At 69.3% G+C, this 22,590-nt stretch carries 17 protein-coding genes; 14 read left to right on the forward strand and 3 right to left on the reverse strand.

What is annotated here, in order from left to right:
• Positions 1-86: 86 nt before the first annotated feature.
• From AC07UK_RS13285 to AC07UK_RS13295, 3 genes are all read left to right on the forward strand, one after another.
• Positions 87-1,916: a gamma-glutamyltransferase family protein gene (locus tag AC07UK_RS13285; protein WP_494687102.1), complete on the forward strand. Its 1,830-nt coding sequence runs from the start codon at positions 87-89 to the stop codon at positions 1,914-1,916.
• Between the two features lie 61 nt (positions 1,917-1,977).
• Positions 1,978-2,955 (forward strand): Bug family tripartite tricarboxylate transporter substrate binding protein, encoded by a 978-nt coding sequence (locus AC07UK_RS13290; RefSeq protein WP_013953618.1) that lies wholly within the window; start codon positions 1,978-1,980, stop codon positions 2,953-2,955.
• 1 nt (position 2,956) lies between these two features.
• A complete protein-coding gene (locus tag AC07UK_RS13295; RefSeq protein WP_494687103.1) occupies positions 2,957-3,475 on the forward strand; it encodes a GAF domain-containing protein in 519 nt (172 codons plus the stop codon).
• 153 nt (positions 3,476-3,628) lie between these two features.
• Here AC07UK_RS13295 and AC07UK_RS13300 read toward each other — a convergent pair whose 3' ends face one another.
• Positions 3,629-4,918 (reverse strand): M20/M25/M40 family metallo-hydrolase, encoded by a 1,290-nt coding sequence (locus AC07UK_RS13300; RefSeq protein WP_436224937.1) that lies wholly within the window; start codon positions 4,916-4,918, stop codon positions 3,629-3,631.
• Between the two features lie 726 nt (positions 4,919-5,644).
• Between AC07UK_RS13300 and AC07UK_RS13305 the strand changes: the two genes are divergently transcribed.
• The 5 genes from AC07UK_RS13305 (at position 5,645) to AC07UK_RS13325 (ending at position 10,251) form a co-directional block, all read left to right on the forward strand.
• Entirely contained in the window at positions 5,645-6,508 is an 864-nt protein-coding gene (locus AC07UK_RS13305; RefSeq protein WP_114134973.1) for a branched-chain amino acid ABC transporter permease, read from the forward strand.
• Between the two features lie 12 nt (positions 6,509-6,520).
• Entirely contained in the window at positions 6,521-7,552 is a 1,032-nt protein-coding gene (locus AC07UK_RS13310; RefSeq protein WP_436224936.1) for a branched-chain amino acid ABC transporter permease, read from the forward strand.
• Positions 7,545-8,309: an ABC transporter ATP-binding protein gene (locus AC07UK_RS13315; RefSeq protein WP_042879684.1), complete on the forward strand. Its 765-nt coding sequence runs from the start codon at positions 7,545-7,547 to the stop codon at positions 8,307-8,309. Before AC07UK_RS13310 ends, AC07UK_RS13315 begins: the two co-directional genes overlap by 8 nt.
• Positions 8,296-9,003 (forward strand): ABC transporter ATP-binding protein, encoded by a 708-nt coding sequence (locus AC07UK_RS13320; RefSeq protein ID WP_114134976.1) that lies wholly within the window; start codon positions 8,296-8,298, stop codon positions 9,001-9,003. The genes AC07UK_RS13315 and AC07UK_RS13320 overlap by 14 nt, the downstream gene beginning before the upstream one ends.
• Before the next feature lie 75 nt (positions 9,004-9,078).
• The gene (locus tag AC07UK_RS13325; protein WP_436224935.1) at positions 9,079-10,251 is read left to right on the forward strand and encodes an ABC transporter substrate-binding protein; all 1,173 of its coding nucleotides are present in this window, start codon (positions 9,079-9,081) and stop codon (positions 10,249-10,251) included.
• A gap of 156 nt (positions 10,252-10,407) precedes the next feature.
• Here the strand turns inward: AC07UK_RS13325 and AC07UK_RS13330 are convergent, their stop codons facing one another.
• Entirely contained in the window at positions 10,408-13,260 is a 2,853-nt protein-coding gene (locus tag AC07UK_RS13330) for a DUF6600 domain-containing protein (protein WP_494687104.1), read from the reverse strand.
• A gap of 299 nt (positions 13,261-13,559) precedes the next feature.
• Positions 13,560-14,888: a putative bifunctional diguanylate cyclase/phosphodiesterase gene (locus AC07UK_RS13335; RefSeq protein WP_013953627.1), complete on the reverse strand. Its 1,329-nt coding sequence runs from the start codon at positions 14,886-14,888 to the stop codon at positions 13,560-13,562.
• A 296-nt stretch (positions 14,889-15,184) separates the two neighbouring features.
• Between AC07UK_RS13335 and AC07UK_RS13340 the strand changes: the two genes are divergently transcribed.
• The 6 genes from AC07UK_RS13340 to AC07UK_RS13365 are packed head-to-tail and all read left to right on the forward strand — an operon-like array spanning position 15,185 to position 22,538.
• Positions 15,185-16,801 (forward strand): methyl-accepting chemotaxis protein, encoded by a 1,617-nt coding sequence (locus tag AC07UK_RS13340; protein ID WP_436224933.1) that lies wholly within the window; start codon positions 15,185-15,187, stop codon positions 16,799-16,801.
• A gap of 18 nt (positions 16,802-16,819) precedes the next feature.
• Entirely contained in the window at positions 16,820-17,296 is a 477-nt protein-coding gene (locus AC07UK_RS13345) for a chemotaxis protein CheW (protein WP_436224932.1), read from the forward strand.
• Positions 17,293-18,561: a CheR family methyltransferase gene (locus tag AC07UK_RS13350; protein WP_494687105.1), complete on the forward strand. Its 1,269-nt coding sequence runs from the start codon at positions 17,293-17,295 to the stop codon at positions 18,559-18,561. The genes AC07UK_RS13345 and AC07UK_RS13350 overlap by 4 nt, the downstream gene beginning before the upstream one ends.
• Positions 18,554-19,240 carry a chemotaxis protein CheW gene (locus AC07UK_RS13355; protein ID WP_436224930.1) on the forward strand — a complete coding sequence of 229 codons (687 nt, stop codon included), beginning with the start codon at positions 18,554-18,556 and terminating at the stop codon, positions 19,238-19,240. The genes AC07UK_RS13350 and AC07UK_RS13355 overlap by 8 nt, the downstream gene beginning before the upstream one ends.
• On the forward strand, positions 19,237-21,522 hold the full coding sequence (locus AC07UK_RS13360; RefSeq protein ID WP_436224929.1) for a hybrid sensor histidine kinase/response regulator: 2,286 nt from the start codon (positions 19,237-19,239) through the stop codon (positions 21,520-21,522). The genes AC07UK_RS13355 and AC07UK_RS13360 overlap by 4 nt, the downstream gene beginning before the upstream one ends.
• Positions 21,519-22,538 carry a chemotaxis response regulator protein-glutamate methylesterase gene (locus tag AC07UK_RS13365; RefSeq protein WP_436224928.1) on the forward strand — a complete coding sequence of 340 codons (1,020 nt, stop codon included), beginning with the start codon at positions 21,519-21,521 and terminating at the stop codon, positions 22,536-22,538. Before AC07UK_RS13360 ends, AC07UK_RS13365 begins: the two co-directional genes overlap by 4 nt.
• Positions 22,539-22,590 lie beyond the last annotated feature (52 nt).

Consider the following 22,590-nt stretch of genomic DNA (forward strand, 5'->3'; position numbering starts at 1 on the left):
CCGGATGGTAATACCACAATAACCAAAGAGGCACTGCTGGTTATTCGCCAATCCTATACTGGCTAGCATCACAGGAGCTGCAAGCCATGTTCACCACCCGTCCCGAGATCGTTGGCACCTTCGGCGTCGCCGCCTCCACGCACTGGCTGGCGACGCAGACCGCCATGGGCGTGCTCGAGCGCGGCGGCAACGCCTTCGACGCCGCTGTCGCCGCCGGCTTTGTGCTGCAGGTGGTCGAGCCTCACCTGAACGGCCCCGGCGGCGAAGTGCCGATCGTCTACTGGAGCGAGCGCGAACGCGCCATGCGCACTGTCTGCGGCCAGGGCCCGGCCCCGGCGCTGGCCGATCCGGACGCGCTGCGCGCCATGGGCCTGGACCTGGTGCCAGGCATCGGCCTGATACCGGCCGCCGTGCCCGGGGCCTTCGGTGCGTGGCTGACGATGCTGCGCGAGCACGGCACGTGGTCGTTGGCCGACGTGCTGGCGCCCGCCATCGGCTATGCCCGCGACGGCTTCCCGCTGGTGCCGCGCATCTCGCGCGCGATCCTGGCGGTGCAGGCGCTGTTCCGCGACGAGTGGCACAGTTCGGCACAGACGTGGCTGCCGGACGGCAAGGTGCCGCGCCCCGGCAGCCTGCATACGCTGCCGGCGCTGGCCGCCACCTACACCCGTATCGTCGAAGAGGCCCGGCGGCATAGCGATACCCGCACCGGCCAGATCGACGCGGCGATGGACTGCTGGTACCGCGGTTTCGTCGCGCAGGAGATCGACGCGTACTGTCGCAATACACCGGTGCGCGATACCACCGGCGACAAGCACACCGGCCTGCTGCGCTACGACGACATGGCCAGCTGGGCGCCGGAGATCGAGGCCCCGGTCACGCTGGACTTCGGCCGCTACACCGTGGCCAAGTGCGGCGTCTGGAGCCAGGGGCCGGTGTTCCTGCAGCAGCTGGGCATGCTGCGCCACGCCGCTCTGGAGCAGCACGCGCCAGACTCGCCGGAATTCGTGCACCGCATTGCCGAGGCCACCAAGCTGGCCATGGCCGACCGGCTGGCGTGGTATGGCGATCCGCATTTTGCGCAGAGCCCGCTGGCGGCGCTGCTCGACGATGGCTACCTGGCGGCGCGCGCGCAGCGCATCGGCACGCGTGCGGCGTTGTCGCTTGACCCCGGCATGGTGAACGGCATGGCACCGCGCCTGCCCGACCTGGCCGCGGCCGAGCGCACGCTGCAGCGCGCCGACGTGCGCTTCGGCGTGGGCGAGCCGACCTTTGCCGAACTGCCGCCGGTAGCCGAATGGGCCGAGCAAGAGATCTTTGTCGGCGATACCTGCCATATCGACGTGATCGACCGCCACGGCAATATGGTCGCGGCGACGCCGTCGGGCGGCTGGCTGTCGTCGAGCCCGACCATTCCGTCGCTGGGCTTTGCCCTCAATACCCGCCTGCAGATGACCTGGCTGGAGCCCGGCCTGCCCAACACCCTCGCACCCGGCAAGCGGCCCTGCACCACGCTGTCGCCATCGCTGGCGCTGCGCGACGGCGAGCCATACATGGTGTTCGGCACGCCGGGCGGCGACCAGCAAGACCAGTGGTCGCTGGCGTTCTTCCTGCGCCATGCCGTCCACGGCATGAACCTGCAGGAGGCAATCGACGCGCCGGCCTGGCACATCGATCATTTCCCGGCATCGTTCTGGCCGCGCCAGACGGTGCTCAACCGCATCAGCGTCGAATCGCGCTTTCCCGAGGCGACCCTGGCTGCACTGCGTGAGCTCGGCCACGAAGTGCGTATTGGCGAGCCCTGGTCGGAGGGGCGCATGTCCGCCTGCTCGCGCGAGCGGGACCCCCGCGGCCGCCTCGTGCTGCGTGCCGGGGCGAACCCGCGCGGCATGCAGGGCTACGCGGTCGGACGCTGAACGGCAACCATTAAAGGCCGGCTGTACCTGACAGCCGGGCCAGACATCAAGGAGAAAACCCATGAAGTGCGTCGTGAAATCCCTGCTGCGCGGCATCGTCGTGCTGGCGCTTGGCGTCGCCGGGCTTGCCCAGGCAAGCGAAGCCTATCCGCAAAAGCCGATTACGCTGATCGTGCCTTGGGCGGCGGGCGGCTCGACGGATATCCTGGCGCGCGTGCTGTCCGAGCACCTGACCCGCTCGCTCGGCCAGCCGGTGATCGTCGACAACAAGCCGGGTGCCTCGGGCAACATCGGCTCCGCCATGGTCGCCCGTGCCAAGCCCGACGGCTACACCCTGCTGGTCGGTTCAATGAGCACGCACGCCATGAACCCTGCGCTGATGCAGAACATGCCGTTTCGGGGCGTCGAGGATTTCACCCCGCTGGGGCTGCTGGCGTATGTGACCAACACAATGGTGGTGCACCCGTCGGTGCCCGCGCAGAACGTGAAGGAACTGATCGCCTACGCAAAGGCCAATCCCGGCAAGCTGGCCTATGCCAGCGCCGGCTCTGGTTCCACCAACCACCTGAGCGCCGCGCTGTTCGAAAAGCTGGCCGGCGTCCAGCTGCTGCACGTCCCGTACAAGGGGGGAGCGCCAGCCGTGGTCGACACGGTCGCGGGCCAGACACAGCTGCTCTTCTCGGCCGGCACCCAGACGCTGCCGCATGTGAGGGCTGGCAAGCTGCGCCTGCTCGCCGTGACGGAGTCCAGGCGCTCACCGCTGCTGCCCAACGTGGCTACGGTGGCAGAGACCCTGCCCGGCTACGAGCTGGCGGTCTGGTACGGCGCCTTCGGCCCGAAGGGGATGCCGGCCGACCTGACCGCGCGCCTGAACCGCGAGATCAATGCCGTCATGTCGATGCCCGAGGTGAAGGCGAAGATGAATGCCATCGGCGTCGAAACGACCACATCGACACCGCAGCAGTTCGGCACCATCCTGCGCCGCGATGCCGACCGCTATGGCAAACTGATCCGCGAACTTGGCATCCAGGGCGAGTGACGTGGAAGCAATTCTCGGCAATCCGCAGCAGTTGATCGCGCAGGTGAACCGCCTGTGTGATGCCTTGCAGCGTGCGGCAAGTCCGCTTGCAACGCTCGACGCCATTGGGCACGCGACCATGGAGATGCTTGGCCCGGGGTTGCTGACCATCAATGCCTGGTATGCCGATGCCGCGCAGATCGAGCGGCTCTGGTCATCGAGTACTACCGCCTACCCCGTAGGCGGCCGCAAGACCAAGGGCGACAGCCCGTGGAAGCGTCAGCTGCTGGAGCGCGGTGAAGTCTTCGTCGGTGAAGGTGACGCGGCGCTCGCCGAGGTGTTCGACGATATCGACACCATCCGCTCGCTGGGCTGCAGGGCTGTTGTGAACGTGCCGCTCTGCTACGCGGGCAGGGTGATCGGGACGTTCAACTACCTGGCGGATCGGTCGATCTGGTCTGGCGCCGAACTGGCCGCGTTGCGCACCATGGCCAACCTCACCGTACTGGCGGTCAAGACGCGGCTTGCATCCACCGAATGACCGAGGCGCGTCAATCCGTGCCAGGCATTGCCTGAATGAGATGGCATGCGCGGAAGCTGCATGCCGGTGCACTGGCGAGCATCACAGCCCGCCCTACTCGGTAGTCGTGCCTGCGGCGAATCGCCCTCAATGACCTTGAGGGCTATCGCTCCCTTAACGCCCAGCCTTGTCCTGCGAGACGTCCATGATCATCCGCGTCAGCAGGTACAGCCGCGGCGTGACCGAGTTCAGATCGACATACTCGGCATCATTGGAGTGAGCACCGAAGCCTCGCAGCCCGAAGCGCTCGATCACCGGCGCCTTGGTGTCCGCAGCCGCGAAGGCGGCATCGGTGCCTCCGCCTTCCGCGGTATCGTGGACCTGGAGCGTTTCACCGATCTCCGCATAGATGCCTTGCGCATGCGCGGCGAGCTTGCGTGCTGCGTCGCTTACCTCCAGCGGTGGACGGCGGCGCTCGAATTTCACGTCAACCTTGGTGTCGGGAATGAGCTGCTTGCGGATGCGTTCCTGCAGCGTTTTCTCGAGGCTATCGTAGTCAGCGGTGCGCAGCACGCGTACGTCTGCCTGCGCGGTAGCGGTGGCCGGGATCACGTTGCGATTGGTGCCGGACGAGGAGACTGTCCAGTTGACCTTGAGGCCGGTGGCCGGATTGGACAGGTCGCGCATCTGCAGGACCTGGTGCGACAGTTCATAGAGCGCATTGCGGCCCTGCTCGGGCGCACTGCCCGCGTGCGACGCCTTGCCCTGCACCGTAAGATAGATCGAACCGATGCCACTGGTCGCCAGCGACAGGCGGTCGCCGGTGACGCGGCTGGCCTCGCATGAGAACACGGCATCCTGCTGCGCGCCCAGCCGGGTCAGCACGGCCCGCGCACCGGGCGAGCTGATTTCCTCGTCGCCGTTGATCAGCACCGTCAGCGTGCCGTAGTCCTTGAACTTCATCTTCTGCAGGATGGCGATGGTGTGCAGGATCACGGCCACGCCGTTCTTGTCGTCGGCGATGCCCAGCCCGTAGGCGCGGTCACCCTCGATGCGGAAGGGCTGCTGGGCCAGCATGCCGCGCAGGTACACGGTGTCCATATGGGCGATCAGCATGATGTTCCGCTTGCCGCTGCCCTTGAACTGCGCCATCACCATCTTGCCCACTTGCTTGGGCGTGTCTTCCATCCGGTAGATTTCGGCTGGCTCGACCAGCTTGGCTTCGGTGGCTCCCAGCGCCGCCAGCCGACCCCGGATCAGCGTGGCGATGCGGTCCAGCCCTTCGATGTCCTTGCTGCCGGACTCGATCGACACAAGGTCTTTCAAGGTCGCGATGAGTGCGGGCTTCTCCTGTCGTGCGAGCTGATGAACCGGCTCGACCGCGGTGGCTGCGGCGGTGCCGGCAAGCGTGGCACCGGCGATGAACAGGACGGCAGCGCGCAGAGAAAAAATGCGGCAAGGCATGGGTAGGGTCTCCTGGGTTGCAGGTTACGGAGCGAAAAGGCGGGAAAGCAGACAAGGTCCCAACGGCCGGGATACAGCGCGCACGAGCATAGCGCTTCGCCGTATGGTGCACAACGGCGGGTACGCAGCCATGGACGGATCCGCGGAAGCCTCGCACAGCGCCAGGCAGCTCGCCGAAAGCGGCGTAGGTCGGCACATCCCTCACGCACAGCAGTCCATGCAGGGAAAACATAGGGGTCATATGCCCTGTCGATGGCGGCGGGCAGACCCTCTCCGGACATACCCGGAGGCCAGCGCCCTGCTATTTCGCGGTGCGGAATACTCCGCCGCTTTCCTTGACGGTGCCGCGAAGCGTATGCAACAGTCGGTGAAAACGAACGATCGTGCGGGAACACTCCCGACACCTCGTCACCGGGTCGCAACGCCGCCGTCCACGCCGACGCGGCCAGTGCCCGGGCTTGCCGGGCGGCCAGCGCGCCGCATCGCACAGGAGACAACCATGCAGCACCTGCAACACGCATCTGCACACCCGCACCGTGACCGCCACGGCGCGCCCTGGGCCAGGCCATCCCGCCCGCGCATCGCCGCGCGCGAGCCGGCACCGCCGCCCGCCTGAGTTCCGCCCCCCGACTTCCTGACCGTGGCCGCGCCTGGCGCCGCCGCGATGGAACACGCACGGCCCTTGCCGCTGCGTGCCTGGTTTCACGAACCGCACGAGGTACCCCTGTGGCATTGTTCCTTCAACAGTTCCTGAACGGCCTGACGCTGGGAGGCGTCTACAGCCTGGTGGCGCTTGGCCTGACGCTGGTCTACGGCATCCTGCACGTGCCCAACTTCGCGCACGGCGCCTTCTACATGGCTGGCGCCTATGTGTCGTACTTCCTGATGACATCGCTGGGCGTGAACTACTGGCTGGCGATGCTGGGCGCGGCGCTGGCGGTGGCCGTATTGTCGATGGCTGCCGACCGGCTGGTGTTCCACCCGCTGCGCAACTCGCCCGAGCTGCACGACATGATCGCCGCGATCGGCATCCTGCTGTTCCTGGAAGCCGGCGCGCAGGCGCTGTGGGGCGCGGACTTCCACCGCATGCCCACGCCCTATGGCCAGATCGTCGACGTGTTCGGGCTGACCGCGCCGCTGCAGCGCCTGCTGATCATCGGCGCCGCCTTTGCGCTGATGGTGCTGCTGCACCTGTTCCTGACGCGCACCATGACCGGCGCCACCATCATGGCCATGGCGCAGAACCGCGAAGGCGCCGCGCTGGTGGGCATCGACGCCACCCGCGTGACGCTGCTGGTGTTTGCCATCTCCGGCGCGCTGGCCGCAATCGCCGCCACGCTCTACGCCCCGATCAACCTGGTGTACCCCAGCATGGGCAACCTGGTGATCACCAAGGCCTTCGTCATCATCATCCTGGGCGGCATGGGCAGCATCCCCGGCGCCATCGTCGGCGGGCTCATCATCGGCATGGCCGAGAGCTTCGGCGGCTTCTACGTTTCCACCGACTACAAGGACATCATCGCCTTCGTGCTGCTGGTGGTGATCCTGTCGATCCGGCCGCAGGGCCTGTTTGCCGGCAAGGCAGCCTGAGGAGCGCAAGACATGAAAGCACTGCAAGGAAAAACCGGCTGGACGCTGCTGCTGGCGCTGGCCATCGCCTTCCCGCTGATCACGCCCAACAGCTACTACCTGACCGTGATGACGCTGGCCTTCATCTACGCCATCGCCACGCTCGGGCTGAACCTGATCACCGGCTACACCGGCCAGCTGAACCTGGCCCATGGCGGCTTCATGGCCATCGGCGCCTATACGCTGGGCATCCTGACGGTGGACCACCAGGTGCCGTTCTGGCTGGCATTCGTGCTGGCCGGCGTGATCTGCATGGTGCTGGGCTATGTGATCGGCGTGGTGTCGCTGCGCCTGAAGGGCCATTACTTCTCGATTTTCACCATGTGCGTGGGCTACATCATCTACCTGCTGATCGAGAAGTGGGAAAGCCTGACGCATGGCACGGTGGGCCTGATCGGCATCCCGGTGCCGGCCGCGATCGGGCCGCTCAGCTTTGACAGCGTGCAGGCGCAGTACTACCTGGTGCTGTTCTTCCTGGCGGTCGGCACCTTCCTGATGCACCGCATCGTCACCTCGCTGCTGGGCCGCAGTTTCATGGCAGTGCGCAACAGCGATGCGCTGGCCGAGGCGCTGGGCATCAACCTGATGCGCACCAAGGTGCTGTCGTTCGTGCTGTCGGTGGGCTACGCCGGCTTTGCCGGTGCGCTGTACGCCGGGCAGGTGCGCTTCCTGGGGCCGGACATTGCTCGCACCGACCTGACCTTCGACATGGTGATGTCGATGCTGGTGGGTGGCATCGGCACCATCTTCGGGCCGCTGCTGGGCGCGGTGCTGGTGCCATGGATCACGCAGTCGCTGCAGTTCATGCAGGACTACCGCATGCTGGTGTTCGGCCCGGTGCTGATCCTGCTGATCATCTTCGTGCCGGACGGGATCGTGGGTTCCTGGCTGAAGAAGCAGGCGCGCAAGGCCGCGGCCGAACGGCGCGGCAAGCTGGCGGCGCAGTCCCCTGCACAAGCCGCCGCCGCTGTCCCGACCACCCGCGCCGGAGCCGACCATGCTTGAGATCCGCAACCTGACCAAGAAATTCGGCGGCCTGACCGCGGTGCACGATGTCTCGGTGACCTTCGAGCAAGGCCATATCAACGCCATCATCGGCCCCAACGGCGCCGGCAAGACCACCTTCTTCAACCTGGTGGCTGGCACGCATGCGCCCAGTTCCGGCCAGATCCTGTTCAAGGGCCAGGACGTGGCCGGCCTGCGCGCCGACCAGATCGCGCGCCTGGGCGTGGCCCGCACCTTCCAGGCCACGGCGCTGTTCGACCGCGCCACGGTGCTCGACAACCTGATCGTCGGCCACCGCCTGCGCACCCACTCGGGCCTGCGCGACGTGCTATTCAACACGCGCCGCCTGCGTGAAGAAGAGCGCTTGTGCCGCGACAAGGCCGAGGCCGCGCTGGACTTCGTCGGCCTGTCGCACCTGGCGCACGAGGTCGCCGCCGATATCACCCAAGAGGCGCGCAAGCGCGTGGCCTTTGCGCTGGCGCTGGCGACCGACCCGGAACTGCTGCTACTGGACGAGCCAGCCGGCGGCGTGAACCCGGAGGAGACCGTCGGCCTCGCGGAGCTGATCCGCAAGATGGTGCGCCATGGCAAGACCGTCTGCCTGATCGAACACAAGATGGACATGATCATGCGCCTGGCGGACAAGATCATGGTGCTGAACTACGGCGAGAAGATTGCCGAAGGCACGCCCGCCCAGATCCAGCAGGATCCGCATGTCATCGAGGCCTACCTGGGAGCCGACCATGTTGCAGCTTGAACGCGTCTCGCTGTCGTACGGCAGCTTCCGCGCCCTGGACAACATCACCCTGCACGCCGGCGCCGGCGAGCTGGTGGTGCTGCTGGGCGCCAACGGCGCCGGCAAGAGCTCGATCTTCCTGGCGATGAGCGCGATCCACCGCATCAGCGGCGGCAGCATGCGCTTTGACGGGCGCGAGCTGTCGGGCATGAAGCCGTCGCAGATCGTGCAGGCCGGGCTGGTGCACTGCCCGGAGGGCCGCAAGCTGTTCCCGGCGATGAGCGTGGAGAAGAACCTGGTGCTGGGCGCCTACGTGCACCGGCGCGATGGCGCTGGCATCCGCAAGACGCTGGAAGAGGTCTATGAGCTGTTCCCGATCCTGCGGCAGAAGAAGGACGATGCGGCCGGCTCGCTGTCCGGTGGGCAGCAGCAGATGGTGGCGCTGGGCCGCGCCCTGATGAGCCGCCCGCGCGCGCTGCTGCTGGACGAGCCCTCGCTGGGGCTGGCGCCGCTGGTGGTCAAGCAGATGTTCGAGATCATCCAGCGCATCAACCGCGCCGGCACCACCGTGCTGCTGGCCGAGCAGAACGCCTACGCGGCGCTGGGGATCGCGCATCGCGCCTATGTGATCGAGAGCGGGCGCATCGTGATGGAAGGGGATCGGGATACGTTGCTGAAGGATGAGGGGATTCGGAAGGCGTATATCGGGGGGTAGGTTCAGAGCAGCCGGCCTCGCGAAAGCAAAATACAACCAGACCTAGCAAGCGCAGTACTTTCAGGAGACAAGACAATGCAACACAACATCATGCGCCGTATCTTCCCGCTGGCCGCCACCGCCGTGGCCGCCATGCTGGCCTCTGGCACCGCACTGGCGCAGGAAGTGGTCAAGATCGGCTATACCGGACCGCTGTCCGGCGGCGCCGCGCTGTATGGCAAGAACGTGCTGTCGGGCGTGCAGATGGCGGTGGACGAGATCAATGCATCCGGCCTGGAAGTCAAGGGCAAGAAGGTCAAGCTGGAGGTGGTGGCGCTGGACGACAAGTACTCGCCCGCCGAGGCCGCCATCAACGGGCGCCGCCTGGTGCAGCAGCACAAGACCCCGGCGGTGTTCGTTCCCCATTCGGGCGGCATCTTCGCGCTGCAGGCCTTCAATGAGCAGGAGAAGTTCCTGGTGATGGCCTACTCCAGCGTGCCGCGCATCACTGACGCCGGCAACAAGCTGACCATCCGCATCCCGCCCGCGTACACCGGCTATATCGAGCCCTTCGTCAAGGCGCAGATGAAGCGCTACGGCAAGAACGTGGCGCTGGCCCCGGCCGACCACGACTACGCCAAGGCCTGGGTGCAGGCCTTCGTGCCGGCGTGGGAATCGGCCGGCGGCAAGGTGGTAGCCAACAATCCGATGTCATACACCAAGGCCACCGACTTCTACAGCGGCGTGTCGCGCGCGATGAGCGAGAAGCCGGACGTGATGTTCGTCGGCGGACCGTCGGAGCCGACCGCACTGGTGGTCAAGCAGGCGCGCGAACTGGGCTTCAAGGGCGGCTTTATCGTGATGGACCAGGCCAAGATGGATGAAATGGCCAAGGTCACCAACGGCCTGGGCATGCTGGAAGGTTCCATCGGCGTGCTGCCGCTGGTCAACGACAGCCGCCCCGCCGCGCAGAGCTTCAACGCCAGGTACAAGAAGCTGCATGACGGGCGCGATGCCACCACCGAGATGTCGCTGAACTACACCATGGTGTACGCGCTGGCCGGTGCGATGAAGCTGGCCGGCACCACCAGCGACGCGGCAGCGATCCGGGCGAAGATGCCCGACGCGGTCAAGGGCCTGGCCAAGGAGGTCAACCCCAACGAAGTCGACGGCATCGACGCCAAGGGCGGGTCGATGGCCGACACCATCGTCGGCTGGGTGCAGAACGGCAAGATTTCGCAGGTCCGGTTGTCGGAGCTGGCGAAGTAAGCCAGGCTGGGGCGCCGCCCGCGCGGCGCCGCGCAAGAACAAACCCCCGCAGGCCGCGAGGCCTGCGGGGGTTTTTGCCTTCCGGGCTCCGTCAAGCGGGCCGTGCTACTGCCGGCGATCGCCGTCGCGCCCGTTGCACGTCTCCATCCGGCCGCGTCAGTTCTGCGCGCGCTGTTGCTGCTGCTGGCGCTGCTGCTCCATCTGCTGCCGCTGGCGCTCCTGCATCTGCCGTTGCTGGTCCTGCTGGTGCCGCTGCTGCTCCTGCGTCGCACGCTGCTGCTCCTGCGCGGCACGCTGCTGCTCCTGCATGTGGCGCTGCTGCTGTTCCGCCTGCTGGCGCTGCATGGCCTGCTGCCGTTGCTGCTCCTGCGCCTGGCGTTGCTGCTCCTGCATCTGCCGTTGTTGTGCCATCTGCTGGCGCTGGGCCGCCTCGGCCTGCCGCTGCTGCGCCTCCTGCATTTGCCGCTGCTGCTCGAAACGCTGGCGCTGCATCTCCTGGCCCTGCCGCTGCTGCTCGGCCATCTGGCGCTGGCGCTCCACCTGCTGGCGCTGCTGGTCGGCGGCCTGGCGTTGCTGGGCTTCGGACTGGCGCTGTTGCTCCATCTGCTGGCGCTGGATGTCCTGCGCCTGGCGCTGCCGCGATTCCTGCATCTGCCGTTGCTGCTGGGCTTCGGACTGGCGCTGCTGCTCCATCTGCTGGCGCTGGGTGTCTTGCGCCTGGCGCTGCCGCGATTCCTGCATCTGCCGTTGCTGCTGGACTTCGGACTGGCGCTGCTGCTCCATCTGCTGGCGCTGGGTGTCTTGCGCCTGGCGCTGCCGCGACTCCTGCATCTGCCGTTGCTGCTGGGCCTCCTGCATCTGGCGCTGTTGCTGGGCATCCTGCATCTGCCGTTGCTGCTCAAAGCGCTGCCGCTGCATTTCCTGCGATTGCCGCGCCGGATCGGGACGGTCCTGCCCATCCGCCCACTGGCGCTGTTGCATGCGCTGCTGGTCCTGCTGGCGTTGCTGGTCGCGGGCCTGGTCCTGCCACTGGCGTTGCTGGGCGTCGCGTTGCTGGGCCTCGTGCTGTTGCCGCTGCAGATCAGGCCCCTGCCGCTGCTGCTCGCGCAGCGCGCGCTGCTGTTCCATCTGCTGGCGCTGCAAAGCCTGCTGCTGTTCGCGCTGCATGCCCTGCGCCTGCCGTTGCGCGTCGGCCGGTCCGCCCGGCTGGCCCGGCTGGCCAACAAAGCCGCGGGCTTCGTCGGGCCGGCTGCTCTGGCCGCGGCCGTTGCCGCGCCAGGGTTCGCCCGGGGCGTTCGAATAGTTGCGATCGCCGCGATCGCCACGTGCGGGCCCATCGGCATCGCCGCGGCCGGCGCGCGGCTGCGGCGGCGTGTGGTCGCGCGCGGCGATGGCTGCCTGGCTCATGCGCACATCGGGTGCCCGCTGCACCTCGCGCCCGGGCCGCCGTTCATTGCCACCGCGCCAGGCTGGGCCGGCGCCGGGCACAACCCCGCCCTCACGCGCGAAGCGGCGGGCCAGGTCGTCCGTGGCGGGCCGGCCCGGCGGACGGGCGGCGATGGCCTGGCGCTCGAAGCCAGGGCGGGCCTGCGGCGGCAGCGGCCGCATCGGGGCCGATCCCACCAGGCTGCTCTTGACCGGCGCCACCGGCGGCGCCCCCCTGGCCTCGCCTGCCGGCAGGTTGCGCCATTCATCGCGATGCATGCCTCGCGCCGGGCGGCCTTCGACGAAATTGCGTGCCGGCATGCCGGTGATGGCGCCGGGCACGTTGCGGTTGGCGTAAGGCGGAGGCCGGCGGTCGCCCATCACGATGTTGTTGACGGTGACCCGGTTGATGCGGGCGACATAGGTCGGGCTGGCGCGATAGACGGGCCGGTACGCGTCGCGCGGCCCCAGCGGATACCAGGCCACGCCCGGCCCGCTGCCAACGCGCACGCTCCAGTTCGGCCCGCTGGCGCCGACAAAGGCCACCACCGCGGGGGCGTAGCACGGGCGCACGCGCGGGCCCGGCACCCAGCCCCAGCGCGAGCCCACATAGGCCCAGCGACCGTAGTGCGAGGGCGCGAAGCCCCAGGGCGCGTCATCGATCCAGGTCCAGCCCCACGGGGCGATCCAGGCCCAGTGCCCGGCGCTGTAAGGTGCCCAGCCGGCGCTGACCACGCGTGGGAACCAGACCGCGCCGTAGCCGGGGTCTTCCTGCCAGTCGCCGTAGCCGTCCAGCGCGGCGTAGCCCGGCATCTCGCGCGGCACGTAGCGGGCGGACGGCGAGGCGTCTTCGCGCGCATCGCGTGCCGCGGTCCAGCGGTCGAAGGCGTCTTCCGGCGCGCCGCCGCCACCGGCGTCGGCCAGGTCGGTGCCGGCAAAGCGCATGCGGTCGCCGCGCTGCAGCTCGATCGAGCGGCTGTCGCCGTAGACCACGGCGCTGCCGTGGCGCATGGTCACGGTGGTGGTGCTGCCGTCCGGCGCCACGTCCAGCCGGTAGTCGCCCGGCTCGCGCGGCACGAAGGCCAGGTTGGGGGTGTCGACCTCGACTGTCTGGCCCGGCGGCAGCGCGCGCACGCGCAGCTGCAGCGTGCCCTGGGTCAGCTTGACCTGCGTGGCGCTGTCGTCCAGGTTCAGGATGCTGGCCGCGGTGGCGCCGCCCAGCCGGACCGCCACCGTGCCGGCATGCAGCTCGGCACGGCCGCCGTGGTCCAGCCAGAGCCGGTCGCCGGTGGTGATGGGCCGGTTCAGGCCGGCGGCAGCCCAGTCGTCCGAGCCTGCCGGCGCAAAGCTGAGGTTGCCGTCGACGGCGGTCAGCGTGGCAATGCGCGAGGAAGGATCGGCTTGCTGGTACTGGCCGTCAGTCGCCGGCGCATCAAGATAGGCCTCGCCGGGAGGGCCGGCGGGCACCTGGGCCAGTGCAGCAGCCGCCACCGCCAGGCCGGCGGCAGCGGCCAGGGCCGTCAGCGCCAGCCTGCCACGGAGTTGGCCACGAGCAGGGCGGGAAGATTGGGAAGGATCGAACATGGAAGTCAGGACCGGGACAAAACGCATAACGCACCGGGGCGGCCGGCCGATGTCAGCGGCAACCCTAATGTCACCATACATTGCCCCGGATGCCGCGGCACGCCCGGCGCGGCAGACTTTGTAAGTTCGTATTTCGCCATGCGGCAATGCAGCGCAGGCCGCAGCGCTATCCCGGGCAGGCTGCGGGCGGGCGGGGGGTCAGCGGGTGCCCGGGACGGGCAGGCTCGCCGTCAAAGGTGGAAACAACTTCCCTGGCAGCGCGGGGAGCGGAGGCGGGCGGAACGGGGGGCAGAGGCGGCTCAGCGGCCGGACTGCTGGCGCAGCATTTCGGTCAGCCGCTCGGCCGGCATCGGGCGTCCGTACAGGTAGCCCTGCGCCTCATGGCAGCCGTTGGCCAGCAGGAAATCGCGCTGCTCGGTGGTTTCCACGCCTTCGGCGACCACCCCAATGTGCAGGCTTGCGCCCACGCTGATCACCGAGCGCACGATTGCGGCATCGACCGGGTCTTCGGTCACGTTGCGGATAAAGGACTGGTCGATCTTGAGCCGGTCCACCGGGAACGACTTCAGGAAGCTGAGCGAGGCATAGCCGGTGCCGAAGTCATCGCAGGTCAGCGTCACGCCGTCGCGGCGCAGCGCCTGGAGCTGGTCCGCGACCTCGTCGCCCTGCTGCAGCGCGATGGTTTCGGTGATCTCGATCTCCAGGCAGTCCGGCGCCAGTTCCAGCGCGCGCAGCACGTGGCGCACCTCGGTCAGCAGCCGGCTTTCGGACAGCTGGGCCGCGAACAGGTTGATGGCCACCCGCGGCGGTTGGGGAAAGGCCAGCGACCACGCGCGCGCCTGGGCGCAGGCGGTCTGCAGCAGCCACATGCCGACATCGCTGGCGATGCTGCTGCCGGCCAGCGCGTCGATGAAGGCGGCGGGCGGCAGCAGCCCGCGGGTCGGATGGCGCCAGCGCATCAGCGCCTCGGCACCGTGCACGCGGCCGTCGCGCAGGTCGACCTGCGGCTGGTACAGCAGCTCGAACTGGCGCTGGGCATAGGCTTCGTGCAGCGCCTGCACCAGCGACAGCCGCGTGGTCACGTCCGAGCGCATCTGCGGCTTGAAGAAGCGGATGGTGCGGCCGCCGTCGTGCTTGGCGCGGGCCAGCGCCAGGCTGGCCGCGGCCAGCACGTCCGAACCCTGTTCGCCGGCGGCGGGGATCACGCAGGCGCCGATGCTGGCCAGCACATGGTGGCGGCGGCCGGCGCTCTCATGCGGGGAGGACAGCATCGAGAGGATCGCCGCACCAACATGGCGCACCAGCGTGGGATCGGCAATGGAGGGGAGCAACACACCGAATTCGTCGCTGCCAATGCGGCCGATGGCGGCGTCGCGCGGCGAGGCGTCGCGCAGGCGGCGGGCCACGCGCTGCAGGATCAGGTCGCCTTCGGCATGCCCGTGCATGTCGTTGAAGGCGCGGAAATCGTCAATGCCGATCAAAAGCAAAGCACAGCGGGGCACCGCCTCGCTCTGCAGGCGTGCCTCCAGCCGCTTCAGAAATCCCTGGCGATTGTCAACGCCGGTCAGCGGATCGAGATCCGAGCCTGGCGAGGCGCCAGCCGCCTTCGCCCCCGACTTGGCCACCATCCCTGCCCCATCTGTAATTGTCGACATTGTTACCTGCTAGCAATTTAGCAAGTGTGACGAAAACTTGGAAAAAATCAAGCAGTTCCGATTGCGGCGGGAACGGCTATGCGGCCGCGCAACGGCGGGGAAGCTGGCGCCGCATTGCGCGTTGAATCGGTTCCCGGCTTACAGTACCCTACCGCGCATCAGGCCGCCCCCGCCGCCCCGCGACCTCCTGCTTGCCCCGGAGCGGCGCCCCTGAGGCGGCTTTGCGGGGAACGGCCGCTCCTGAACAAGAACATCATCGGGACCTCACCGTGAACGAATGGACCATCCGCACGCGCATCCTGGCAAGCTTCTCGCTGATCCTGCTTGTCATGGCACTGATGGGCGTGGTTGCCTACACCCGCCTGAGCGCCATTGAACGCGAAACCACGCTGATGCTGCAGGACGCGCTGCCCGGGCTGAACTACAGCACCGGCATCCGCGGCGTCTGGGGCGAGCGCTATGTGCTGGCGTGGCAGACCATCAATGCCACCGACCCGGCTGAGCGCCGCGGCTTCCAGCAGCAAAGCCAGGACGCCGCCGGCCGCCTCGACAAGCTCGAGCAGCAGTACGAGACCTCGATCACGCGCGACGAAGACCGCGTCGCCTTCAAGGCCTATCGGGAAGTGCGCGCGCGCTACGAACAGGCCTCCGAGATCCTGTCCCGCCAGGGCGAGTGGAACGGCGCCGCCGCCGCGGCAGCGCTGCGCGGCGAAGCGCATGACCGCTGGGTCGAGGCGCGCAAGGCGGCCCAGCACCTGGTGGACGACAACAGCGCGGTCAATTCGCGGGCGGCGCGGGGTATCGACGATGCCGTCGGTGCCGCCAAGATCGGCATCGAAGCGGCGCTGATCGTGGCCCTGGTGGTCGCCGTGGTCTGCGGCTACCTGCTGCTGCGCGCGATCACGGTGCCGATGCAGTCGATCGTCAACCTGCTGTCCGGCATCCGCGGCGGCGACCTGCGCCTGCGCATGGCGCTGCGCCGCAAGGACGAATTCCATGAAGTGGAGGAAGGTTTCAACCAGATGACGGGCGAGCTGACCTCGCTGGTGGGCCAGGCGCAGCGCACCGCGATCCAGGTCACCACCTCGGTCAACGAGATCGCCGCGACGGCGCGCCAGCAGCAGGCCACCGCCACCGAGACCGCCGCCACCACGACGCAGATCGGCGCGACCTCGCGCGAGATCTCGGCCACCGCGCGCGACCTGGTACGCACCATCCATGAAGTGTCGAGCGCCGCCGAGCAGGCGGCCGGGCTGGCCGGCACCGGCCAGGTGGGGCTGTCGCGCATGGAAGGCACCATGCAGCATGTGATGGACGCCGCCGGCTCGGTCAATGCCAAGCTGGCCACGCTCAACGAAAAGGCCGGCAATATCAACCAGGTGGTGACCACCATCGCCAAGGTGGCCGACCAGACCAACCTGCTGTCGCTGAACGCCGCGATCGAGGCCGAGAAGGCCGGCGAGTACGGCCGCGGCTTTGCCGTGGTGGCGACCGAGATCCGCCGCCTGGCCGACCAGACCGCGGTGGCCACCTACGATATCGAGCAGATGGTGCGCGAGATCCAGTCGGCGGTGTCGGCGGGCGTGATGGGCATGGACAAGTTCTCGGAGGAAGTGCGCCGCGGCATGTCCGAGGTCACGCAGGTGGGCGACCAGCTGTCGCAGATCATCGCGCAGGTGCAGTCGCTGGCGCCGCGCGTGCTGATGGTCAACGAAGGCATGCAGGCCCAGGCCGGCGGCGCCGAGCAGATCAACCAGGCACTGATGCAGCTGTCCGAGGCCGCGCAGCAGACGGTGGAGTCGCTGCGCCAGTCGAGCCAGGCGATCGACGAACTGACGCTGGTGGCCAACGACCTGCGCAGCGGCGTCTCGCGCTTCAAGGTCTAGGGCCTGCGCCCCGCCGCCATGAAGCTCTTCCTGCTGTTCCGCCTCGGCGCTGACCACTATGCGCTCGATGCCGCCGAGGTGGCCGAGGTGCTGCCGCTCACGCGGCTCAAGCAGATCCCCGGCGCGCCGGCCTGGGTGGCGGGCCTGATGGAGCGCCGCGGCAAGCCGGTGCCGGTGATTGACCTGCCGGCGCTGGCCACCGGCGTGCCGGCGGCGCTGCGCACCAGCACGCGCACGGTGCTGGTCCACTACCGCCGCCATGGCGGCGAGGCCAGCCGGCTGCTGGGCCTGCGCCTGGAATCGGCCACCCAGACCCTGCGCTGCCCGGCGGAATCGTTTGTCGACGGCGGCATCGGCGGGGCCAGCCCGCGCTACCTGGGGCCGGTGCGGCACGACGCGCGCGGCCTGCTGCAGTGGGTGCGGGTCGAGGCCCTGCTGCCGGACGACGTCCATGCCATGCTGTTTGCCGACACCGCCGGGGAGGCCGCGGCATGAGCACTGCCACGCACATCGAGGCCCTGCTCAAGGCCCGCATCGGCCTGGACGCGTGCGCCATCGGCACCGGCGCAGTGGCACGTGCCGTGCGTGAGCGCCAGCAGGCACGGCAGGCGCCGGACACCCAGGCCTACTGGGACTTGCTGCACGGTACCGCCGATGAATTCCAGGCGCTGATCGAGGCCGTGGTGGTGCCCGAGACCTGGTTCTTCCGGCATCGCGAAGCGCTGCTGGCGCTGGGCCGCCTTGCCGCCGAGCGCGCCTTTGCCGACGGCAGGCGCACGCTGCGCGTGCTGAGCCTGCCCTGCTCCACCGGCGAAGAGCCCTACTCGATCGCCATGGCCATGCTCGATGCGGGCGTGCCGGCGGGCCGCTTTGCCATCGATGCAGTGGACATCAGCGCCCGCGCGCTGGCCCGCGCGCGCCTGGGCGAATACTGCGCAAACGCCTTTCGCAGCGCGCCACTGGATTTCCGCGACCGTTATTTCACGGCCACGCCCACCGGCTATGTGCTGGATGCACGCGTGCGCGCGCAGGTGCGGCTGCTGCAGGGCAACCTGGTCGATCCCGGCCTGCTGGCCGGCGAGCCACCCTATGACTTCGTGTTCTGCCGCAACCTGTTGATCTACTTCGACGCGCCGGGGCAGCGGCATGCGGTGCAGACGCTGGTGCGGCTGGCCGCTGCCGACGGCCTGCTCTTTGTCGGGCCAGCCGAGGCCAGCGTGCTGAGCGCGCAGGGCCTGGAGCCGGTCGGCTTGCCGCTGACCTTTGCCTTCCGCAAGCCGTCCGCCGTGCCAGCCGCCAGGGCGGCGCCGCGTGTGCCCGTGCACGCGGCCCAGCCGCCCCGCATGGCCGCACCGCCACGGCTGCCGAGGCCACCAGCTTCGCTGCGGCCCCCGCTCACGCGCCCACCCCTGCGGCCCGCCGCGCCCGCGCCTGGCAATGATCAGCGCGCCGCGCTGGCTGTCATTGCCGCCCAGGCCGACCGCGGCGAGCTGGAGGCCGCCACCGCCGCCTGCCTGGCGCTGCTCGAGCGCAACCCGGATGCCAACGCCGACGCCTATTGCATGCTGGGCGTGCTGCACGACGCCGCCGGCCGCACCGCGCAGGCCCATGCCGCCTACCGCAAGGCGCTGTACCTGGACCCGGCGCACCAGGAAAGCCTGTACCACCTGGCCGCGCTGCTCGATACCGAAGGCGATCACGATGGCGCCATGCGCCTGCGCCAGCGCGCGCAACGCCACACCCGCAAGCACCATGGCTGAGCCCCAAGGCATTGCCCTGCGCACCGAAAACGTCAACGACTGCTGGCGGCGCATCGGCGTGCGCGGCGACGGCTCGTGCCCCGCGCTGGCCGAGCACGCGCACTGCCGCAACTGTCCCACCTACGCCCAGGCCGCGGCCATGCTGCTGGACGCGCAACGGCTGGACGTCGTGCCGGACGCACTGCCCGATGCCGCCACGCTCACCGGCGATGACGGGGTCTTGCCGGCCGAACGCGGCATCGCGCTGGCCTGCCTGGTGTTCCGCATCGGCGATGAATGGCTGGCCCTGCCGACCGCCGCGCTGGGCGAAGTCACCGCCCCCTGCCCCATCCATTCGCTGCCGCACCGCCGCGATGCCGCCGTGCTGGGCCTGGCCGCGGTGCGCGGCAACCTGCTGGCCTGCCTGTCGCTGGCGCGGCTGTTCGACGCGGGCGCCGGTGAAAGCGCCAGCGGCAGCCGCTTCCTGATCCTCGGGCAGGGCCGCGCCGCGATTGCGCTGCCGGTGGCCGAGGTGTCCGGCATCGCACGCGTGCCGCAGCCCGCGCTGCAGCCGCTGCCCGCCACCCTTGCGCGGGCGTCGGCGCGCTATACCCAGGCGCTCTTCCTCGACCAGGGCCGCAGCGTCGGGCTGCTCGATGCCGCACTGGTGCGCCAGGCGCTGGCCAGGAGCCTGGCATGAATCCCGAGCAACTGCGCGACGCCTCGCTGCTGGAACTGTTCGCGCTCGAGGCCGATGCCCAGGCCGAAGTCCTCAATGCCGGCCTGCTGGCGCTGGAGCGCAACCCGGCAGCCGCCGAGCAGCTCGAAGCCTGCATGCGTGCCGCCCACTCGCTCAAGGGCGCGGCCCGCATCGTCGGGCTCGATGGCGGCGTGCGGGTGGCACACGCCATGGAAGACTGCCTGGTCGCCGCACAGGGCGGCCTGCCGCTGACCGCCGCGCATATCGACGCGCTGCTGCAAGGCACCGACCTGCTGCTGCGCATCGGCCATCCACCCGGCGGCGATCCGGGCTGGGCCGAGCACGCCGGCCGCGCCGAGATCGATGCAGTGGTGCAGCGGCTCGGCACGGTCGATGGCGGTGCCGGGGCGCTGGTCGTGCCGGCACCGCCAGCGCCGGCCTCGTTACCGGAACCAGCGCCCGCGATACCGGCACCGCCGGTTGCAGAAGCCCCTGCACCCGCATCGGCAGACGACACCCAAGAGCGGATGCTGCGCGTGAATGCCGATGCGCTTGACCAGCTGCTGGCGCTCTCCGGCGAGGCCATGGTCGAGTCGCACTGGCTGCGCCCCTTCGGCGCCTCGCTGCAGAAAGCAAGGCGGCAACAGGCACGCGCACTGCGCGCCGTCGATGCACTGCAGGAAGCCTTGCGGGACGCACCGGACGGCAACCCTGGCGCGGCTGCGCACACCGCGCTGGCCGAACTGCGCCAACTGCTGGACGAAGGCCACGACCAGCTGGCCGCGCGGCTGGACGAGTTCGAACAGTACGATCACCGCGCCACGCGACTGGCGCGCCGGCTCTATGACAGCGCGCTGGCCTCGCGCATGCGCCCGCTGGCGGACGCGCTGACCGGCTACGCGCGCATGGTGCGCGACCTCGGGCGCACGCTCGGCAAGCCGGTGCACCTGGAGCTGATCGGCGCCGGCACGCAGGTGGACCGCGACATCCTGGAAGCACTGGACGCGCCGCTGGCGCACCTGCTGCGCAACGCGGTGGACCACGGCATCGAAGCGCCCGAGGTGCGCGCGGCGCAGGGCAAGCCGGCGGAGGGCAGCGTCACGCTGCAGGCGCGCCACAATGCGGGCCGCCTGGTCATCGAGATTTTCGACGACGGCGCAGGCGTCGACCTGGGTGCCCTGCGCCGCGCCATCGTGCGGCGGCGGCTGGCGTCCGAAGAGACCGCGGCGCGGCTGTCGCAGGCTGAGCTGCTCGACTTCCTGCTGCTGCCGGGCTTCAGCATGCGCGACACGGTTTCCGAGGTGTCCGGCCGCGGCGTGGGCCTGGACGCCGTGCAGGAGATGGTGCGCCGCGTGCGCGGCAGCCTGCGCCTGACGCAGCAGCCGGGCCAGGGCCTGCACTTCCGGCTGGAGCTGCCGCTGACGCTGTCGGTGGTGCGCACGCTGCTGGTGGAGGTCGCGGGCGAAGCCTATGCCTTCCCGCTGGGCCGCGTGCTGCGCGCGACCTCGGTGGCGCGCAGCGAGATCGAGCAGACCGAAGGGCACCAGCATTTCCGCCACGAAGGCCGTGCCATCGGGCTGGTCAGCGCTGCGCAGGTGCTGCAACGCCCCGAGGGCGACGCTGCCAACATGCGCGAGCAAGTGCCGGTGGTGGTCATCGGCGAGGCCGAGCGCATCTATGGCATTGCCGTCGACCGCATGCTGGGCGAGCGCCTGCTGGTGGTGCAGCCGCTGCCCGCGGCACTGGGCAAGGTCCGCGACATTGCCGCCGGCAGCCTCACCGACGACGGCACGCCGGTGCTGATTTTCGATGTCGAGGACGTGATCCGCTCGGTCGAGAAGCTGGTCTCCGAGGGCCGCATCGAAGGCGTGCGGCAGGCGGCCGTGGCCAGCGTCCAGGCGCGCGCGCGGCGCGTGCTGGTGGTGGACGACTCGCTCACCGTGCGCGAGCTGCAGCGCAAGCTGCTGGCCGGGCGCGGCTATGACGTGGCGGTGGCGGTCGACGGCATGGACGGCTGGAATGTGCTGCGCGCCGAGCCCTTCGACCTGGTCATCACCGATATCGACATGCCGCGCATGGACGGCATCGAGCTGGTGCGCCGGATCCGGCAGGACGCCGCGCTGCGGCAGCTGCCGGTGATGGTGGTGTCGTACAAGGACCGCGAACAGGACCGCCAGCGCGGCCTGGAGGCCGGCGCGGACTATTATCTGGCCAAGGGCAGTTTCCACGACGCCGCGTTGCTCGACGCGGTCCAGGACCTGATCGGCGAGGCACGTTCATGAAGATCGGCATCGTCAACGACTCGGCGCTTGCGGTAGCCGCGCTGCGCCGCGCGCTTGCGCTGGATCCGTCGTTCGAGATCGCCTGGGTCGCCGGCGACGGCGAACAGGCGGTGCAGATGGCCGCGCGCCAGACCCCGGACCTGATCCTGATGGACCTGCTGATGCCGGTCATGGACGGGGTCGAGGCCACGCGCCGGATCATGGCCGCCACCCCCTGCGCGATCGTGGTAGTGACCATGGACCTGGGCCGCAACGCCTCGCAGGTGTTCGACGCGATGGGCCACGGCGCCATCGACGCGGTCGACACCCCCACCCTGGCCGAGCCCGATGCCCAGCTTGCCGCCGGGGCGTTGCTGCGCAAGCTGCGCAATATCGGCCGCCTGCTGGCGGGCCGCGTGGCCCCGCAGCACACGCTGACGGCGGCGCCGCGCGCAGTGGCTGCGCCACGCCTGGTGGCAATCGGCGCCTCGGCCGGCGGCCCGGCCGCGCTGGCCACGCTGCTGGGGGCGCTGCCGGCGGACTTCGGCGCCGCCGTGGTTACCGTGCAGCATGTGGACGAGGCCTTTGCCGCCGGCATGGCCGACTGGCTCGACGGACAGTGCGCGCTGCCGGTGCGCATTGCCCGCGCCGGCGACGCGCCCCAGGCCGGCACGGTGCTGCTGGCCGGCACCAACGACCACCTGCGCCTGGCCAGCCCCACGCGCATGGCCTACACCGAGCAGCCCTGCGACTACCTGTACCGCCCCTCCATCGATGTCTTCTTCGAAAGCGTGGTGGAGCACTGGCGCGGCGACGTGATCGGCGTGCTTCTCACCGGCATGGGCCGCGACGGTGCGCTGGGGCTGAAGGCGATGCGCGAGCGCGGCTTCCTGACCATCGCCCAGGACCGCGCCACCAGCGCCGTGTACGGCATGCCCAAGGCCGCCGCGGCCATCGGCGCGGCCGCGGAGATCCTGCCGCTGCCGCGCATCGCGCCGCGGCTGGTGCAGGCATGCGGCGGCGCCGCGCTACTTTGACCCAATGCAATACGTCCCGGCCGGCACCGGGACCGTGACACCCAGGAACTGA

The sequence above is a fragment of the Cupriavidus sp. GW821-FHT07C08 genome (assembly GCF_059419025.1).

Coding starts and splice junctions, on each gene's coding strand:
- AC07UK_RS13350 (WP_494687105.1), top strand. CDS start 17,293: ATGAGCACTGCCACGCACATCGAGGCCCTGCTCAAGGCCCGCATCGGC.
- AC07UK_RS13330 (WP_494687104.1), bottom strand. CDS start 13,260: ATGTTCGATCCTTCCCAATCTTCCCGCCCTGCTCGTGGCCAACTCCGT.
- AC07UK_RS13325 (WP_436224935.1), top strand. CDS start 9,079: ATGCAACACAACATCATGCGCCGTATCTTCCCGCTGGCCGCCACCGCC.
- AC07UK_RS13315 (WP_042879684.1), top strand. CDS start 7,545: ATGCTTGAGATCCGCAACCTGACCAAGAAATTCGGCGGCCTGACCGCG.
- AC07UK_RS13345 (WP_436224932.1), top strand. CDS start 16,820: ATGAAGCTCTTCCTGCTGTTCCGCCTCGGCGCTGACCACTATGCGCTC.
- AC07UK_RS13365 (WP_436224928.1), top strand. CDS start 21,519: ATGAAGATCGGCATCGTCAACGACTCGGCGCTTGCGGTAGCCGCGCTG.
- AC07UK_RS13335 (WP_013953627.1), bottom strand. CDS start 14,888: ATGGTGGCCAAGTCGGGGGCGAAGGCGGCTGGCGCCTCGCCAGGCTCG.
- AC07UK_RS13310 (WP_436224936.1), top strand. CDS start 6,521: ATGAAAGCACTGCAAGGAAAAACCGGCTGGACGCTGCTGCTGGCGCTG.
- AC07UK_RS13290 (WP_013953618.1), top strand. CDS start 1,978: ATGAAGTGCGTCGTGAAATCCCTGCTGCGCGGCATCGTCGTGCTGGCG.
- AC07UK_RS13360 (WP_436224929.1), top strand. CDS start 19,237: ATGAATCCCGAGCAACTGCGCGACGCCTCGCTGCTGGAACTGTTCGCG.
- AC07UK_RS13355 (WP_436224930.1), top strand. CDS start 18,554: ATGGCTGAGCCCCAAGGCATTGCCCTGCGCACCGAAAACGTCAACGAC.
- AC07UK_RS13285 (WP_494687102.1), top strand. CDS start 87: ATGTTCACCACCCGTCCCGAGATCGTTGGCACCTTCGGCGTCGCCGCC.
- AC07UK_RS13320 (WP_114134976.1), top strand. CDS start 8,296: ATGTTGCAGCTTGAACGCGTCTCGCTGTCGTACGGCAGCTTCCGCGCC.
- AC07UK_RS13300 (WP_436224937.1), bottom strand. CDS start 4,918: ATGCCTTGCCGCATTTTTTCTCTGCGCGCTGCCGTCCTGTTCATCGCC.